We start from the raw sequence: 14,666 nt of genomic DNA, 5'->3' as shown, positions 1-14,666 counted from the left end.
ACTCATTTGATCGAGCTCGGCTTGTTGTCGAAACCGTTGTTGGTGAGGTCCTTGTCCGCGCTGTGGGGCTTGGCGGTGTAGCCCGCCGGGCCGGCGCAGTTCTTGCGGTCGTACAGCCTGACGTGGCGGCCCGAATCATTGATCATCGAGCTCGCCCTGTTGTCCATGCTGCTGTTGACGTTGTAGCAGGGGCCGTGTGGCCAGAGCAGCACGTGGCGCCCGTCGCGGAACATGTTGAAGTCGTCGTGCTCGTACAGGCAGAAACTCGGGCAGTCGAATGCGGTCGAGCTGGCCTGGGCGGTCGCGTTCGAGCCGATCAGGCTTGTGGCGCCGATCAGCATCGCGGTGATGACGAGGGTGGTCCTGCGCTTCACGTGTCTCGCTCCTATCGACGGGTTCTCCCCTGGCGCCTGCCTGCTGTCTCGCAGGCGGGACCGCGCCTGGCGGACGGGCCAGGGATTCGGCGGTATCGACGGGCTGGGAACGGCCCGGAGGCGGGTCTCCCTCGCTCCGGCGCCGAGAGCAACGATACATCATTCTAGAGCGCTTGATCTGTTATTCGGCGCGCGTGCGCCACCGCGGGCGGTCCCTTCCGGGCCGCCCGCGGCGGCGGGGCCGTCGAGCCTCTCGGGCGCGCGTCAGGCGGGCACAGGGGCTGTCAGGGCGGCGCGGGTGTCCAGCAACTCCCCGATCAGGTCCGAGAGCGTCACCATGCCGATGACCTCGCCGTCCTGCCCCGTGACCAGCGCCAGGTGCGCGCGGGCCTCCTGGAGCGCCGTCACGGCCTCGGGCACCTGCGTGACGCACGCCAGCCGCGGCGCCGGGCGCGCCAGGCTCCCGGCCGTGGCGTTCGGCTGCAGCAGCGCCTCACGGGCGTGCAGCACCCCCATGACCGCGCCGGGGACGCCGACGAGCAGCCGCAGGTGCCCGCTCTCGCGGGCGGCCCGCCTGATGGCCTCGGCGCCGGCCTCCGGGGGCACGGTCACGGCGCGGCCGATGGGCACCATGAGCCGCTCGATGCCCTCCGCCTCCAGTCGGAGCGCCCGCGTCAGCAGGTCGTGCTCGTCCCTGTCGAGCAGGCCCATCCGGCCCGACTCGCCCACCAGCATGGCGAGCTGGCGCGGGGTGCGGGTCGTCGCCAGCTCGTCGCGCGGGGTGACGCCGAAGGCCCGCAGGATGAGGTTCGTCAGGCCGTTCAGCGCCGACAGCAGCGGACGCGTCACGGTCACGAACGCGCGGAAGGGCACCGTCAGCAGCATGGCGGCCCGCTCGGGCGCGGTGAGCGCCCACGACTTGGGCGCCATCTCGCCGATGACCATGTGCAGGAACGTCACCAGCGCCAGCGCGATGGTCAGCGCGATCGGCATGCGCAGCGACTCGGGAACCCCGACGGCCGCGAAGACCGGCTCCAGGAAGTGCTCGATCGCCGGCTCGGTGACCTGGCCGAGGCCCAGCGTGCAGAGCGTGATGCCGAGCTGGGCGCCCGCCAGCATCATCGACAGCTGGCGCCCGCCGCCCACCGCCGACCTGGCCGCGAAGCGGACCAGCCGGTTGCCGCCGCCGGCCGCCTCCTCCAGGCGGTGGCGCCGGGCCGAGACGAAGGCGAACTCCGCGGCCACGAAGACCGCGTTCAGCGCCAGCAGCACCAGGCTGAGCAGGATCATCGTCATCGCGCGGCCTCCGTCTGCAGCACCGGCGACAGGCGCACCAGGCCCGGCACGCGGCGGTCGAGCGAGAGCACGGTCAGCTCCGCCAGCCGCTCGCCGCCGTCGTCGTCGGCGAACAGGTCGGGCTCGGTCTCCAGCGGCACGACCACCTGGTCGCCCGCCTCGGGCATGCGGCCCAGCCGGGCCAGGATGAGACCGGCGAGCGTGTCGTAGTCGTCGCTCTCCGGCAGGGCCACGCCGGTGGCCCGCTCCACCTCGTCGAGGCGGAGGCGGCCGGGCACGTCCCAGCCGCCGTCGGGGCGCTCCACGGCGCCGGCCGGCTCCGGGTCGTTCTCGTCGACGAGCTCGCCGACCAGTTCCTCGGCCAGGTCCTCGATGGTGATGACGCCGGCCAGGCCGCCGTACTCGTCGATGACGCAGACGATGTCGTCCTTGGCCGCCCGCATCTCCTCGACCACGGCCGGCAGGGGCAGCGAGTCGGGCACCAGGCGGGCCGGGCGCATGACGTCGCCGACCCTGCCGCCCGCGGCGGCGTCCAGGCCGGAGGCCAGCAGCTCGCGCACGCCCGTCACGCCGGCCACGTCGCCGTCGGCGCCCAGCACCGGGTAGCGGGAGTGGCCGCGGTCGCGCATGACGTCCACGAGGTCGGAGATGGGCTGGGAGTCGCGCAGCGCGACCACGCGCGGGCGCGGCACCATGATCTCCTCGGCGATGCGGTCGCCGAACTCCAGGGCCCGCTCCAGCAGGTCGGACAGCCGGGGCGGCAGCTCGCCCGCCCGCGTGGACTCGGCGATGATCCGCGACAGTTCCTCGGGCGTGGCGCCGTGCTCCACCTCCTCGACGGGCTCGATGCCGACGCGCCGCAGCACGCCGGTGGCCGCCGAGTCGAACAGGCGCACCACCGGGCCGACCACGGCCAGGTAGGCCAGCGTCGAGCCGGCCAGGAACTTGGCGACGGCCTCCGGCCGGGCGATGCCGAGGTTCTTGGGCGCGAGCTCGCCGAGGACCATCTGCACGACGGTCGCGACGAACACGCCGGCGGCCACCGACAGTCCGGTGACGGCCGCGCCGGGCAGCCCCGTGTCGCTCAGCCACGGCCGTACGAGCGTGGCGATCGCCGGCTCGGCCAGGAAGCCGACCAGCAGCGCCGTCACCGTGATGCCGAGCTGCGCGCCGGAGAGCATGAACGAAAGACGGGAGGTCACCTGCAGGGCGTTGTCCGCGGCCTTGTCACCGGCCGCGGCCTGCTCGCGCAGGACGGTCCGGTCGGCCGCCACGAAGGCGAACTCCTGGGCGACGAAGTAGCCGGTCGCCGCGGTGAGAAGGAGGAGGGCCAGCAGGCCCAGATAGGCGCTCACCATGGTGAGCTCTCAGAGGCACCCGTGCGCACGCACGGGCCGCTACTCCAGGGGTCCGGAGCGGACACGATCATCCCTTCGATAGAGGTCGTCCATAACCGTAACGATCCACCTCTCCACTATGTTTCCAGCGTGACTGCCCGCTAGTTCTGCGTACTTTTCCGTGGGAAAAGCCGAGCGGGCCGTCTTCACTGGCGCAGGTACGACGTAGCGTTTATGGCAGCCGAAGGGAAGTAGGGGGAAGTGTCTGAGGACGACCGCACGCGGGCCATGCGCTCGCCGGGCGACGGGCGCCCGCTGCCTCCCCGCACCGACGGTGGCCCGCTCTCGGGCGGCGCCCCGGCGCACCAGCGACCCGCGATGCCCGGCCGTGACGCGTCCCGCCCGCCTTCGGGCCCGCCGCCCGGCGCGCGGCCGGGCGCCGGCCCCGAGTCGGCGTCCACGCACCTGCTGCCGGCCCACTCCGAGCCCGCTCCGCCCTCCGGCGACGCGCCCCGCCCCGGGGCCGGCCGCGTGTACGGGCGTGAGCGCTCGGGCAAGTCGCCCGTCAGGCCCCTCGGCCGGCGGGACGAGCCCCCGGGCCCCGGCGAGCCGCCCGGCCCGCCGCGCCCGCGCTCGCCCAGGAAGCGGCCCTCGGGCCGCACCATCCTCAAGATCGTGGCGGCCGTGGTCGCCGTGCTGCTGGTCGCCACCGTGGGGCTGTTCTTCTGGATCAACTCGCGGCTGGCCGGCATCGAGGGCGTCCTGGACAACTACCCGGGCCGCGTGGCCGACACCCCGGGCACCAACTGGCTGCTCGTCGGCTCCGACAGCCGCAAGGGCCTGTCGGCGGCGCAGCGCCGCAAGCTCGCCACCGGCCGCGCGGCCGGGCAGCGCACCGACTCGATGATGCTGCTGCACATCCCCGACGGCAGCGACAGGCCCACGCTGGTCAGCCTGCCCCGCGACTCGGCCGTCACCATCCCCGGCAAGGGCCGCAACAAGCTCAACGCCGCGTACGCGATCGGCGGGCCGAAGCTGCTGGTCCGCACCGTCGAGACCGTCACCGGCGTGCACGTGGACCACTACATGGAGATCGGCTTCGCCGGGTTCGTCGGCATCGTGGACGCCATCGGCGGCGTCGAGATCGACGTACGGGCCGCCGTGGACGACCCCAAGGCCGGGCTCAAGCTGAAGAAGGGCCGCCAGGTGCTCAACGGCAGCCAGGCCCTCGGCTACGTGCGCACCCGCAAGGGCGGCGCGCTGCCCGACTTCGAGCGGACCAAGCGGCAGCGGCAGTTCCTGGGCGCGGTGGTCAAGAAGGCGGCCGGGCCCGGCGTGCTGCTCAACCCGTTCACCTCGATCCCGCTGGCCATGAGCGCCACCGACGCCGTCACCGTCGACTCCGACACCGGAGCGCTGGACATGCTGTCGCTGGGGCTCGCGATGGGCGACAGCCCGGTGACGACCGTGGTGCCGTTCGGCGGCAACGAGATCGCGGGCGGCGGCTCGGCGGTCAAGTGGGACCGCACCCGCGCGCTGGCGCTGTTCGACGCGCTGAAGAACGACAAGCCGGTGCCGCAGGAGATCCTCGACGCCAACTGACCGGCCTCCCGGGCCCGGCCCCCACGCGGGCGGCCGGGCTCGGCCCGTGCCGGCTCAGCTCGTGCCGGCGCTGCTCGCGGCGGCGACGGCGGCGGAGGTGACCGCGGCCATCATGGCCGCGTTGATGGCCGCGATGGTCTTGGCCACGGCGTCGGCCGCCCACGCGCCCTCGGCGATCTCCTTGACGCGCTCCTTGCTCGCCCCCGGGAACGCCTTGCGGTCGATCTTGGCGGCGTGCAGCAGCGCGATGAGCACCGCGGTGCGCGGGTCGGGGTCGGCGCCCGCGAGCGCGCTCGCGACCCGCTCGCGCACGTTCGCCTCGACGGAGCCGTCGGCCTCCGGCCAGCGGGTCGTCGTGAAGATCCCCAGCACCTTGCCGCGCTGCTCGGCCAGCACGCCCCGCTCGACGAGCCGGGTCAGCAGCCGCCGGCGCGGCTTGCCGGACATGAGCTTCTGCACCCACCAGACGGGCTTGCGCTCCTTGCCCTCGGCCGCGATGCGGGCCAGGACGCCGTCCAGCTCGTCGTCGCCGAGAGGGGTGGGGTCCTTGACCGTCACGGTCTTGTCCGACAGCTCGATCCGGTCGTTGACGGCGAGTTCGGCCAGGAGCGCGCCGCCGATCGCGGGGTCGAGCTGGGTGGAGCCGACGAGCTGCTTGCCCTCGTCCTCGCTGTGGGCCAGCAGGAGGAGTTCCTCGGCGATCGTCACAGTCATGCCCTCGACACTAACGCGCGGCCCCGCCGGTTAACGTGGCCGTTCATGGCCATCTCCGAGAAGTTGCACGCCGTCGGCCGCCCGCTGCTCGACGCCCAGCTCGCCCACCCCACCGTCGCCGGGATCGGGCGCGGCGACCTGCCCGAACCGGTGTTCCGGTCCTGGCTGGAGCAGGACTACCTGTTCCTGCTCGACTACGTGCGGGTCTTCGCCCGGCTGGCCTGGCAGGCGCCCGACGGGCACCTGGGCGACCTGGTGGACCTGGCGCACGCGACCTTCCACGACGAGCTGAGCCTGCACCGGTCGATGTCGGCGGAGTTCGGCGCGGACCTGGAGGGGGCCGTGAAGGGTCCGGCGTGCGCCGCGTACACGTCGTTCCTGCTGGAGTCGGCCGCCACGTACGCGGAGGGGCTGGCGGCGCTCTACCCGTGCATGTGGGGGTACTCGACGCTGGGCCGGATCCTCGCGCAGGACCCGCCGGCCGAGCCGCGCTACCGCGCCTGGGTCGACACCTACGCCGACCCCGGCTTCGCGGCGCTGACCGGGCGCATCGCGCAGATGATCGACGAGGCGGCTCCGGACCCGGCGCGGGCCGAGCGGCTCTTCCGTGAGGGCATGGCCCACGAGCTGGCCTTCTGGGACGTGCCGTGAACGTACCCTGATTGCATGCCGGAACTTCCCGAAGTCGAGTCGCTGGCCGGGTTCCTGCGCGAGCGGGCGGTCGGCCGCACCGTGCTGGCCGTGGACGTGGTGGCCATCCAGGCGCTCAAGACGTTCGACCCGCCGGTGAGCGCGCTGGGCGGGCTGACCGTGACCGGCGTGTCCCGGCACGGCAAGTTCCTCGACCTCGACTGCGACGGGCTGCACCTGGTCATCCATCTGGCCCGGGCCGGCTGGCTGCGCTGGCGCGACGACCTGTCGGGGGCCAGGCCCGTGCGTCCCGGCAAGGGGCCGCTCGCGGCGCGGGTGCGGCTGGCGCCCGACGAGGAGGGCCTGGCGCCGGGGTTCGAGCTGACCGAGGCGGGCACGCAGAAGCGCCTCGCCCTGTACGTGGTGCGGGACCCGGCCGAGGTGCCCGGCGTGGCCTCGCTCGGTCCCGACCCGCTGGCCGAGACGTTCACGGCCGACGCGCTCAAGCGGATCGTCGGCGGCAACCGCACCCAGATCAAGGGGCTGCTGCGCGACCAGAAGGTCATCGCGGGCATCGGCAACGCCTACTCCGACGAGGTGCTGCACGCGGCCAGGATGTCCCCGTTCAAGATCGCTTCCACGCTGACCGACGCGCAGATCGCCGACCTGCACGAGGCCATCGTCCAGACGCTGCGCGAGGCCGTGGAGCGGGCCCGCGGGCTGGCCGCCAAGGACCTCAAGGCCGAGAAGAAGTCGGGCCTGCGCGTCCACAACCGCGCCGGCCAGCCGTGCGACGTCTGCGGCGACACCATCCGCGAGGTGTCGTTCGCCGACTCCTCGCTCCAGTACTGCCCGACCTGCCAGACGGGCGGCAAGCCGCTCGCCGACCGGCGTCTGTCGCGCCTGCTCAAGTAGTATCGGTTACCTCTTGTAACCGACCGCCGCCTGAGCCAGCATGGGATGCCATGGACGACCCTGCCTCCTGCGAGACGACCGACGACTACGACGTCCGGCAGTGGGACACGCGTGAGGGCTGCGAGGTCCGCCAGATCCTGGACCGCGTCGCCGACAAGTGGTCGCTGCTGGTCATCGCCCTGCTCGACTGCCAGAGCCTGCGCTTCAGCGAGCTGCGCCGCGAGATCGACGGCGTCAGCCAGCGCATGCTCAGCGTGACCCTGCGCCACCTGGAGCGCGACGGCCTGGTGAGCCGCACCGTCCACCCCGTGGTGCCGCCGCGCGTCGACTACGCGCTCACCCCGCTCGGCCGCACCCTGCACGAGACGATCAAGGCGCTGGTGACCTGGACCGAGGACCACCAGCGCGAGATCGCCGAGGCCCGTGCGGCCTACGACCGGGGACGCGAGATGATGGACGCATGACGGTTCCCGAGGTAGAGGCACGCGACGTCCCCGCCGACGCTTTCCTGCTGGACGTGCGTGAGCGCGAGGAGTGGGTGGCGGGCCACGCTCCCGAGGCCGTGCACATCCCGATGACCGAGATCCAGGGACGGGTGGACGAGGTCCCCGCCGACCGGAAGGTCTACGTCGTCTGCCGGGTCGGCGGCCGGTCCTACCAGGTCGCGGCCTGGCTCAACCACCTCGGGCGCGAGGCGGTCAACGTCGGCGGCGGCATGCAGTCGTGGGAGGGCGCGAGCCGCCCGATGGTCAGCGAGACCGGCCGGCCGCCGTTCGTGGCCTGAGCCGCAAACCGGCCGCAAACCGGTTGCCGGGTCCGTGTCCCGGCTGATGAGCTGTGCCGGTGAATCGTGACGAGGTGCTGGCGGCCTACGAGCGCCAGGTACGGATCCGCCGGGGCGAGCGGGTGGGCCGCGTGGTGCGCAAGGCGGCCGAGGGCGGCTGGAACGGCATCCTGTGGTCGGACCTCGACGAGGACACGGCCGACGCGGAGATCGCGGCGCAGGTGGCCTACTTCACCTCGTTGAACCGCGACTTCGAGTGGAAGCTCTACTCCCACGACCGCCCCGCCGACCTGGCGGAGCGGCTGCTGGCGGCGGGCTTCGCGGCCGAGCCGGAGGAGACCCTGCTGGCCGCCGAGGCCGCCGCCATGGCCGCCGAGCCGCTGCTGCCCGACGGCGTCGCCCTGCTTCCGGTGGAGGACCCGGCCGGGATCGACCTGCTCGTGCGGGCGCACGAGGACGCGTTCGGCATGTCGCTGCCCGGGCTGCGCGAGCGGCTGGTGCGCCGGCTGGCCGAGCGGCCCGAGTCGATGGTCGCGGTCGTCGCGATGGCCGGCGACCGGCCGGTCAGCGGGGCGCGGCTCGACCTCGACCCGGACACCGAGTTCGCCGGGCTCTTCGGCGGCGGCACCGCGCCCGGCTGGCGCGGGCGCGGCGTGTACCGGGCGCTGGTGGCCCACCGGGCGCGGGTGGCCGTCGAGCGCGGCTACCGCTACCTCCACGTGGACGCCTCCGACGAGAGCCGCCCCATCCTGCTGCGCCTCGGGTTCGAGCCGCTGGGCACCACGACCCCGTACGTCCGCGCGCCGGGCGCCTGACGTCACGAGTCCGGGGATCCCGAGCACTCGGCCGCCGAGACGCCGAGGGTGGCGAGGAACGCCGCGGCGACGGGGGAAGGCGCGAACCGGCTCCAGATCAGGTGCTCCATGCGGGCGGGGGCGTCGCTGAGCTGGAGGACGGGCAGGCCCGGGAGCTCGGAGACGAAGGCGGCGGGCATCATCCCGATGCCCAGGCCCTCCCGGATCAGGCGGGCGATGAAGTCCACGGTCGTCACCTCGAAGGCGACCTCGCGCCGGACCCCGGCCGCCGCGAACGCCTCGTCCGTCTGGGCCCGCGCGGCGGTGCCCGGGGGGAAGTCGACGAACGGCTCGTCCGCGAGCCGGCGCAGGTCCACGCGCTCCTCCTCCGCCAGCGGATGACCCGGCGCCACCACGGCCACGAGGTCGCCGCGCGCCAGCTCGCGGCCGCGGACGCCCTTGGGGCGCATACCGAGGGGCAGCCCCAGGAAGGCGGCGTCCAGGGTGCCCTGCTGCACCTGCTCGATGAGCCGCTCGCTCGCGCCGGAGCGGAGGGTGATCCGTACCTGCCGATGCCGCTGGTGGAACCGCTTGAGCGCGGCCGGCAGATCGACCGCCGCGACGGTGGGGATGGCGCCGACGGCCAGCCGGCCGCGGATCTCGCCCGCGGCCGCCGCCACCTCGGCGCGGGCGCGTTCGGCGGCGTCGAGCGCCTGACGGGCCGCGGGCAGGAACGCCTCGCCGGCGGGGGTCAGCCGGACGCGGCGGCTGGTGCGCTCGAACAGCTTGGCGCCCAGCTCGCGTTCGAGGCGGGCGATCTGGTGGCTCAGCGCGGACTGGACGACCAGGCACTGCTCGGCGGCGCGGGTGAAGTTGCTCGTCTCCGCGACCGCGACGACGTAGCGCATCTGCTGCAGCTCCATGGATCAATCGTGATGCACGATCGGTTCGATGACAAACATGCGTTGGACTCATAGATGCTCCGGGTCCGAAGCTTGGGGGCATGACGGCGACGACACCTCACCCAGCCGGCGGCCTGCCGCGCGGGCTGCTTCTGCTCATGTCGGTCGCGACCGGGCTGGCGGTCGCGGGTAACTACTTCGCGCAGCCGCTGCTCGACCTGATCGGCCGGGAGCTGGAGGTCGCACCGGCGTCGGCGGCGCTGCTCGTGACCGCCGCGCAGGCCGGGTACGCGCTGGGCCTGATCCTGCTCGTGCCGCTCGGCGACCTGATGGAGCGGCGGCGGCTCGCCGTGACGCTCTACGGAGCGACCGCGGTGTTCCTGCTGGTGTCGGCCATGGCGCCCAACGGCGCGGTGCTCATGGTGAGCACGGCCCTGACCGCGCTGACCTCGGTGGGCGCGCAGGTCGTGGTGCCGTTCGCGGCGACGCTGGCGGACCCGGCCGAGCGCGGCAAGGTGGTCGGCACGGTGATGACCGGGCTGATGCTCGGCCTGCTGCTGGCACGCACCGCCTCAGGGGCGCTGTCGGAGCTGGGCGGCTGGCGCACCGTCTACTGGGCGGGCGCGGTGCTGATGGCGCTGATGGCCGTGCTGCTGCGCGCCTTCCTGCCCCGGCTCGGCGGGGACGGCGCGCGCCAGTCGTACCTCGGCCTGCTGCGCTCGACGGTGGCGATGTTCCGGCTGGAGCCGTTGCTGCGGTGGCGGGCGGGCATGGTCGCGTTGAGCCTGGCCACGTTCAGCGTGCTGTGGACGTCGCTGACCTTCCTGCTGGTGGGGGCGCCGTACGCGTGGTCGGAGTCGGCCATCGGCCTGTTCGGGCTGGTCGGCGCCGTGGGCGCGCTGACCGCCACGGTGGCGGGGCGGCTGGCCGACCGCGGGCTGGTCCAGGTCGTGAGCGGCGCCGGGACGGTCCTGCTCGTCGCGTCCTGGGCGGCGATGGCGGCCGGGGCGAGCTCGCTGGGCTTCCTGCTCGCCGGCGTGGTCGTGCTGGACCTGGCGCATCAGGCGGTGCTCAACAGCAGCCAGAACGTCGTCTACGCGCTGCGGCCCGAGGCCCGCAACCGGATCAACTCCGCCCTCATGACCAGCATGTTCGTCGGCGGCGCGGCCGGGTCCGCGCTGGCCTCCGCGGTCTGGGCGCGCGGCGGCTGGACCGGCGTGTGCGTCCTGGGCGCCGCCCTCTCGGCCGGGACCGTCGTGCTGTGGGTCCTGGAGCGCGTCACCGTCAACCGGGCCGCGGGCAGGCCCCCGCTGGCCCTGGTCCGTACCCCCGTCACCACCACCAAGGGAGAATGAGCGTGCCTCGCACCGTGCTGATCACCGGAGCCACCGGCACCGTGTCCACCGCGCTGATCGACGCGCTGGACGGCGCCGAGGTGAACCTCCGCGCCCTCGTCCGCGACCCGGCCCGGAGCCCGCGCGCGGGCCGCGCCGAGGTCGTCCGCGGCGACCTCGAAGACCCCCGGTCCCTCGCGCCCGCCTTCGAGGGCGTGCAGGACGTGTGGCTGCTCGTCCCGAACGGCCCGCGCGCTCCTGAGCACCACATGAACGCCCTGTGGGCCGCGCGCCAGGCCGGCGTGGAGCGCGTCGTGCGCCTGTCCGTCGTCGGCGCGGCGCACGACGCGCCCAACCGCAGCGGCCGGCTGCACGCGCTGTCCGACCGGGAGATCGAGCAGTGCGGCATGCGCTGGACGATCCTGCGTCCCCACTGGTTCATGCAGAACCTGCTGAACGAGGCGGGCGACATCTCCGCCACCGGCACGTTCCCGCTGAACATGGCCACCGGGCGGGTCGGCATGATCGACGTGCGCGACATCGCCGCGTGCGCCGCCCGCGTGCTGCTCGACGACCCCGATCGCCACCACGGCAGGACGTACACCCTCACCGGCCCGCGCTCGCTCGGGTTCGACGAGGTCGCCGGCGAGCTGGGCCGCGTCCTCGGCAGGCCCGTCACGTACCTGCCGGTCAGCGACGACGCCAAGCGCAAGTCCCTGCTCGGCCACGGCGTCCCGGCCTGGATCGTCGACATGCTGGAGGAGTACGCGCAGGCGTACGCCGCCGGCTGGGGCGACTTCACCACCGGCACGGTCGCCGAGCTCCTCGGCCGCCGTCCGCGCGACATCGCCGACTTCGCCCGCGACCACGCCGCGGCGTTCACCGCGGCCCGCCACGACCAGGAGGACGTCCGATGAAGGTTCTCGTCGCGGTCACCGCCGCGCTCGCGCTGGCCGTCACCACGGGCGGCTCCGCCGGAGCGGCGACGGACGGGCAGGCCGGGAGGTTCCCGCGGTCGATCCCGCTGCCCGACGGCTTCCGGCCCGAGGGGATCGCCATCGGCCCCGGCCCGTACGCCTACATCGGCTCCATGGCCGACGGCTCGATCTACCGCGCCGACCTGCGCACCGGGCGTGGTGAGATCTTCAGCCGGGGACCGGGCACGCCGGCCCTCGGCATGACCCTCGACTCCGGCGGACGGCTGTTCGTGGCCGGCGGCACGGGCGGTGACCTGCGTGTCCTCGACGTGCGCACCGGCGGGACACTGGCCACCTACCGGTTGGCGAGCGGCCCGGCGTTCGTCAACGACCTCACCATCACCCACGGCGCCGCGTGGATCACCGACTCCACCAACCCCGTGCTGTACGAGCTGCCGCTGCGCGGCGGACGCCTGCCCGCCGCCGCGCGGCGGATCAGGCTCACCGGCGACCTGGTGTACCACAAGGGCTTCAACGCCAACGGCATCACACCCACGCCGGACGGCCGGGGCCTGCTCGTCGTGCAGTCGAACACCGGCGGGCTGTTCCGCGTCAGCCGGTCCGGCCGGACCCGCCGGGTGAACCTGCACGGTGAGTCGCTGAAGGAAGGCGACGGCCTGCTGCTGCGGGGCCGGACGCTGTACGCCGTGCAGAACCGGCTCAACACCGTGACCGTCCTGCGGCTGAACGAGACGGGGACCGACGGCCGCGTCGTACGGCGCGTGACCGACCGCCGCTTCGACGTACCGGCGACCATGGCCGCCTTCAGGGACCGGCTCTACCTGCCCAACGCCCGCTTCGACACCACCCCGACCCCCACCACGCCGTACACCGCTGTGGCCATCCCCCGCCCCTGAGCCTGAGATATCGGGGGCTCACTGTGGCCAGATGTCCGCTCATGAGGCAATATGAGGGCGCCAACTTCATGAGCCAACGCGGGAGCTCGGGGTCACCGGGCTGAGAGGGCAGCTATCGCTGCTGCCGACCGCATGAACCTGTCCGGGTAATGCCGGCGTAGGGAGTGTGTGATGACGCATGCCGTCAACGAAGTCCCGCTGACCCTCGACGAGCCGCCGCCGAAGACGCTCGGCGTGCTCGACCAGGGGGCGCTCTGGGCCAACCTCGGCGTCAGCCTGCTGGGCTTCTCCGGCGCGCTCTTCCTGCTCGACCCGCTTGGCGGCGCGCCGCTGAGCCTCGCCGCCGCCCTCACCGCCACGGTCGTGGGCAGCCTGATCGGCACCGCGATGGTGGGGCTGGCCGCCATCCCGGGCACGCAGACCGGCCGGCCGGCGATGGTGCTGCTGCGCGGCCTGTTCGGGGCGCGGCAGTCGTACGTGCCGACCGTGCTCAACATCATCCAGATGGTCGGCTGGGGCGCCTTCGAGCTCTGGGTGATCGCCATGGGCGCGAGCGCCATCTTCGGACCGGCGGTGCCGTACGCGGTGTGGGTGGTCGCGGCCGGCGTCCTGACCACCTCGCTGACCCTGTGGCCGCTCGGCTCGGTGCGGCTGCTGCGCCGCTACGTCACGGTCGCCGTGATCCTCGCGCTGATCTGGTTCGCCGTGGACTTCCTCGGCCACGTCCAGCCGCAGACCGGCGGCTCGTGGCAGGCGTTCGCGCCGGCCGTCGACTACGTGATCGCGCTGTCGGTCTCGTGGGTGCCGATGGCGGCCGACTTCGCCCGGCACTCGCGGTCCAGCGCCGCCGCGTTCACCGGCGTCGTCGGCGGCTACACGGTGGCCCAGGTGGCGTGCTTGGGGCTCGGCGTGTACGCGGTGGCCATCACCGGGGCGGCCGCGATCCAGGCCGACTCCACCGCGGTGTTCGGCGCGTTCGTCGCGGCGCCGCTGGGCGCGCTGTTCTTCGCCGTGCTCGTGGTGCGCGAGACGGACCAGTCGTTCGCGAACGTCTACTCCACCACCGTCTCGCTGCAGAACCTCATGCCGCGTGTCGACCGGCGGATCTTCACCGTCGCCATCGGCGTGTTCACCACCGGGCTCGCGCTGCTGGTCGACGTGAACTCCTACGGCGCGTTCCTCGGCGTCATCGGCGCGGTGTTCGTGCCGATGTTCGCGGTGCTCGCCGTGGACTACTTCCTGCTCGGCGGCGCCGCCCGGTGGAACACCGAGGAGGACGCGCCGGCCCGCCGGTCGATGCTGGTGCCCTGGGCGCTCGGCTTCGTGGCGTACTGGCTGACCACCTCGACGCCGACCGTCGCCGTCTGGGACGAGTTCTGGGCGTGGGCGCGCGCGGCGATCGGCTTCACCCGGCAGCCGTGGATGAACGGCGCGCTGGGCGCGGCGCTCGTGGCCTCCCTGGTCACGCTCGCCATCGGCCTGGTCGCGCGCCGGGCCGGCCGGTCGCCGGCGGTCAGGAGCGGGACTCCACGGTGAGCAGGTGCCGCTTGGCGGCCACGCCACCGGCGTAGTCGCCGAGCTCGCCGTCGCCGGGCACGATCCGGTGGCAGGGCACGACCACGCACACCGGGTTGGCCATCAGCGCGTTGCCGACCGCCCGCAGCGCGCGCGGCCGCCCGATGCGCTCGCCGATCTCGCCGAGCGTCGTCGTCGTGCCGTACGGCACCGCCATCGTCTTCTGCAGCACCGTACGCGCGAACGGGGTGGCCAGGGCCAGGTCCACCGGCGTGGTGAAGGCCCGCAGCCGCCCCGAGAAGTACGCGTCGAGCTCGCGGCGCACCGGGTCCAGCCGCCCGGGGTCGGGCCCGATGAACGTGCCCACGTGCCGCATCACCCGCTCGTACACCGTGTTCTCGTCCTCGAAGCTGCACGCCACGACGCCCTTGCCGGAGACCGCGAGCACCAGGCGTCCCACGGCGCCGTCGTAGGTGCCGAACGCGATGTCCGGGGGCGTCTCCCCGCGGTAGGTGGCGGAGGTCACCCGTAGCAGGGCATCGAGATCACCGCTCGACATCCGCTCACCCTCTTCTCACCTGGTAGGTCGTGATCGGCAGCGTATCGGACGGATCGGCCGACGGTGGCCCCGCAGC

At 73.4% G+C, this 14,666-nt stretch carries 16 protein-coding genes and 1 riboswitch; of the genes, 10 read left to right on the top strand and 6 right to left on the bottom strand.

Annotation, left to right across the window (positions count from 1 at the left end; genetic code table 11):
• Window positions 1-2 precede the first annotated feature (2 nt).
• The 3 genes from HT134_RS46130 to HT134_RS30335 form a co-directional block, all read right to left on the bottom strand.
• Window positions 3-374 (bottom strand): peptidase inhibitor family I36 protein, encoded by a 372-nt coding sequence (locus HT134_RS46130; protein ID WP_175603908.1) that lies wholly within the window; start codon window positions 372-374, stop codon window positions 3-5.
• A gap of 264 nt (window positions 375-638) precedes the next feature.
• On the bottom strand, window positions 639-1,670 hold the full coding sequence (locus HT134_RS30340; RefSeq protein WP_175603907.1) for a hemolysin family protein: 1,032 nt from the start codon (window positions 1,668-1,670) through the stop codon (window positions 639-641).
• Window positions 1,667-3,025 (bottom strand): hemolysin family protein, encoded by a 1,359-nt coding sequence (locus tag HT134_RS30335; protein WP_175604175.1) that lies wholly within the window; start codon window positions 3,023-3,025, stop codon window positions 1,667-1,669. The genes HT134_RS30340 and HT134_RS30335 overlap by 4 nt, the downstream gene beginning before the upstream one ends.
• A 243-nt stretch (window positions 3,026-3,268) precedes the next feature.
• Here HT134_RS30335 and HT134_RS30330 point away from each other — a divergent pair, with 243 nt between their 5' ends.
• Window positions 3,269-4,609, top strand: coding sequence for an LCP family protein (locus HT134_RS30330; RefSeq protein WP_312888558.1), 1,341 nt, complete (start codon window positions 3,269-3,271; stop codon window positions 4,607-4,609).
• Window positions 4,610-4,663: 54 nt separating this feature from the next.
• Here HT134_RS30330 and HT134_RS30325 read toward each other — a convergent pair whose 3' ends face one another.
• Window positions 4,664-5,323 (bottom strand): GOLPH3/VPS74 family protein, encoded by a 660-nt coding sequence (locus HT134_RS30325; protein WP_175603906.1) that lies wholly within the window; start codon window positions 5,321-5,323, stop codon window positions 4,664-4,666.
• A 45-nt stretch (window positions 5,324-5,368) separates the two neighbouring features.
• On the opposite strand from HT134_RS30325, the gene HT134_RS30320 reads away from it, so the two are divergent.
• Genes HT134_RS30320 through HT134_RS47830 form a run of 5 tightly spaced genes read left to right on the top strand, consistent with a single transcriptional unit; the run spans window position 5,369 to window position 8,467 of the window.
• Window positions 5,369-5,974 (top strand): TenA family protein, encoded by a 606-nt coding sequence (locus HT134_RS30320; RefSeq protein WP_175594530.1) that lies wholly within the window; start codon window positions 5,369-5,371, stop codon window positions 5,972-5,974.
• A 15-nt stretch (window positions 5,975-5,989) separates the two neighbouring features.
• Window positions 5,990-6,868, top strand: coding sequence for an Fpg/Nei family DNA glycosylase (locus HT134_RS30315; protein ID WP_175603905.1), 879 nt, complete (start codon window positions 5,990-5,992; stop codon window positions 6,866-6,868).
• 50 nt (window positions 6,869-6,918) lie between these two features.
• Window positions 6,919-7,332 (top strand): winged helix-turn-helix transcriptional regulator, encoded by a 414-nt coding sequence (locus HT134_RS30310; RefSeq protein WP_175603904.1) that lies wholly within the window; start codon window positions 6,919-6,921, stop codon window positions 7,330-7,332.
• Window positions 7,329-7,652 (top strand): rhodanese-like domain-containing protein, encoded by a 324-nt coding sequence (locus tag HT134_RS30305; protein ID WP_175603903.1) that lies wholly within the window; start codon window positions 7,329-7,331, stop codon window positions 7,650-7,652. The genes HT134_RS30310 and HT134_RS30305 overlap by 4 nt, the downstream gene beginning before the upstream one ends.
• Before the next feature lie 59 nt (window positions 7,653-7,711).
• Complete coding sequence (locus HT134_RS47830) at window positions 7,712-8,467, top strand: GNAT family N-acetyltransferase (protein ID WP_175603902.1); 756 nt, start codon at window positions 7,712-7,714, stop codon at window positions 8,465-8,467.
• 2 nt (window positions 8,468-8,469) lie between these two features.
• On the opposite strand, the gene HT134_RS30295 is transcribed toward HT134_RS47830, so the two are convergent.
• Window positions 8,470-9,369, bottom strand: coding sequence for a LysR family transcriptional regulator (locus tag HT134_RS30295; protein ID WP_175603901.1), 900 nt, complete (start codon window positions 9,367-9,369; stop codon window positions 8,470-8,472).
• An 80-nt stretch (window positions 9,370-9,449) separates the two neighbouring features.
• On the opposite strand from HT134_RS30295, the gene HT134_RS30290 reads away from it, so the two are divergent.
• The 4 genes from HT134_RS30290 (at window position 9,450) to HT134_RS30275 (ending at window position 14,052) form a co-directional block, all read left to right on the top strand.
• The gene (locus tag HT134_RS30290; RefSeq protein ID WP_175603900.1) at window positions 9,450-10,703 is read left to right on the top strand and encodes an MFS transporter; all 1,254 of its coding nucleotides are present in this window, start codon (window positions 9,450-9,452) and stop codon (window positions 10,701-10,703) included.
• Between the two features lie 2 nt (window positions 10,704-10,705).
• Window positions 10,706-11,599 (top strand): SDR family oxidoreductase, encoded by an 894-nt coding sequence (locus tag HT134_RS30285; RefSeq protein WP_175603899.1) that lies wholly within the window; start codon window positions 10,706-10,708, stop codon window positions 11,597-11,599.
• The gene (locus HT134_RS30280) at window positions 11,596-12,516 is read left to right on the top strand and encodes an SMP-30/gluconolactonase/LRE family protein (RefSeq protein ID WP_175603898.1); all 921 of its coding nucleotides are present in this window, start codon (window positions 11,596-11,598) and stop codon (window positions 12,514-12,516) included. The genes HT134_RS30285 and HT134_RS30280 overlap by 4 nt, the downstream gene beginning before the upstream one ends.
• A 68-nt stretch (window positions 12,517-12,584) precedes the next feature.
• Window positions 12,585-12,697, top strand: a riboswitch (TPP riboswitch).
• On the top strand, window positions 12,688-14,052 hold the full coding sequence (locus HT134_RS30275) for a purine-cytosine permease family protein (protein ID WP_175603897.1): 1,365 nt from the start codon (window positions 12,688-12,690) through the stop codon (window positions 14,050-14,052). It overlaps the preceding riboswitch by 10 nt.
• Here HT134_RS30275 and HT134_RS30270 read toward each other — a convergent pair.
• Entirely contained in the window at window positions 14,030-14,590 is a 561-nt protein-coding gene (locus tag HT134_RS30270) for a methylated-DNA--[protein]-cysteine S-methyltransferase (RefSeq protein ID WP_175603896.1), read from the bottom strand. The two genes, HT134_RS30275 and HT134_RS30270, sit on opposite strands and share 23 nt — an antisense overlap.
• Window positions 14,591-14,666: the final 76 nt, after the last annotated feature.

Source organism: Nonomuraea rhodomycinica, from assembly GCF_013363995.1.
Classification (GTDB): Bacteria; Actinomycetota; Actinomycetes; order Streptosporangiales; family Streptosporangiaceae; genus Nonomuraea; species Nonomuraea rhodomycinica.
Note: the sequence above shows the minus strand (reverse complement) of the source record. Positions and strands in the feature narration are given on the sequence as shown.

Bases quoted from the DNA above. Each gene is read 5' to 3' on its own strand.
- HT134_RS30305 (WP_175603903.1), top strand. From the start codon at position 7,329: ATGACGGTTCCCGAGGTAGAGGCACGCGACGTCCCCGCCGACGCTTTC.
- HT134_RS30290 (WP_175603900.1), top strand. From the start codon at position 9,450: ATGACGGCGACGACACCTCACCCAGCCGGCGGCCTGCCGCGCGGGCTG.
- HT134_RS30275 (WP_175603897.1), top strand. From the start codon at position 12,688: ATGACGCATGCCGTCAACGAAGTCCCGCTGACCCTCGACGAGCCGCCG.
- HT134_RS30325 (WP_175603906.1), bottom strand. From the start codon at position 5,323: ATGACTGTGACGATCGCCGAGGAACTCCTCCTGCTGGCCCACAGCGAG.
- HT134_RS30310 (WP_175603904.1), top strand. From the start codon at position 6,919: ATGGACGACCCTGCCTCCTGCGAGACGACCGACGACTACGACGTCCGG.
- HT134_RS30295 (WP_175603901.1), bottom strand. From the start codon at position 9,369: ATGGAGCTGCAGCAGATGCGCTACGTCGTCGCGGTCGCGGAGACGAGC.
- HT134_RS30320 (WP_175594530.1), top strand. From the start codon at position 5,369: ATGGCCATCTCCGAGAAGTTGCACGCCGTCGGCCGCCCGCTGCTCGAC.
- HT134_RS30270 (WP_175603896.1), bottom strand. From the start codon at position 14,590: ATGTCGAGCGGTGATCTCGATGCCCTGCTACGGGTGACCTCCGCCACC.
- HT134_RS30340 (WP_175603907.1), bottom strand. From the start codon at position 1,670: ATGACGATGATCCTGCTCAGCCTGGTGCTGCTGGCGCTGAACGCGGTC.
- HT134_RS30315 (WP_175603905.1), top strand. From the start codon at position 5,990: ATGCCGGAACTTCCCGAAGTCGAGTCGCTGGCCGGGTTCCTGCGCGAG.
- HT134_RS30280 (WP_175603898.1), top strand. From the start codon at position 11,596: ATGAAGGTTCTCGTCGCGGTCACCGCCGCGCTCGCGCTGGCCGTCACC.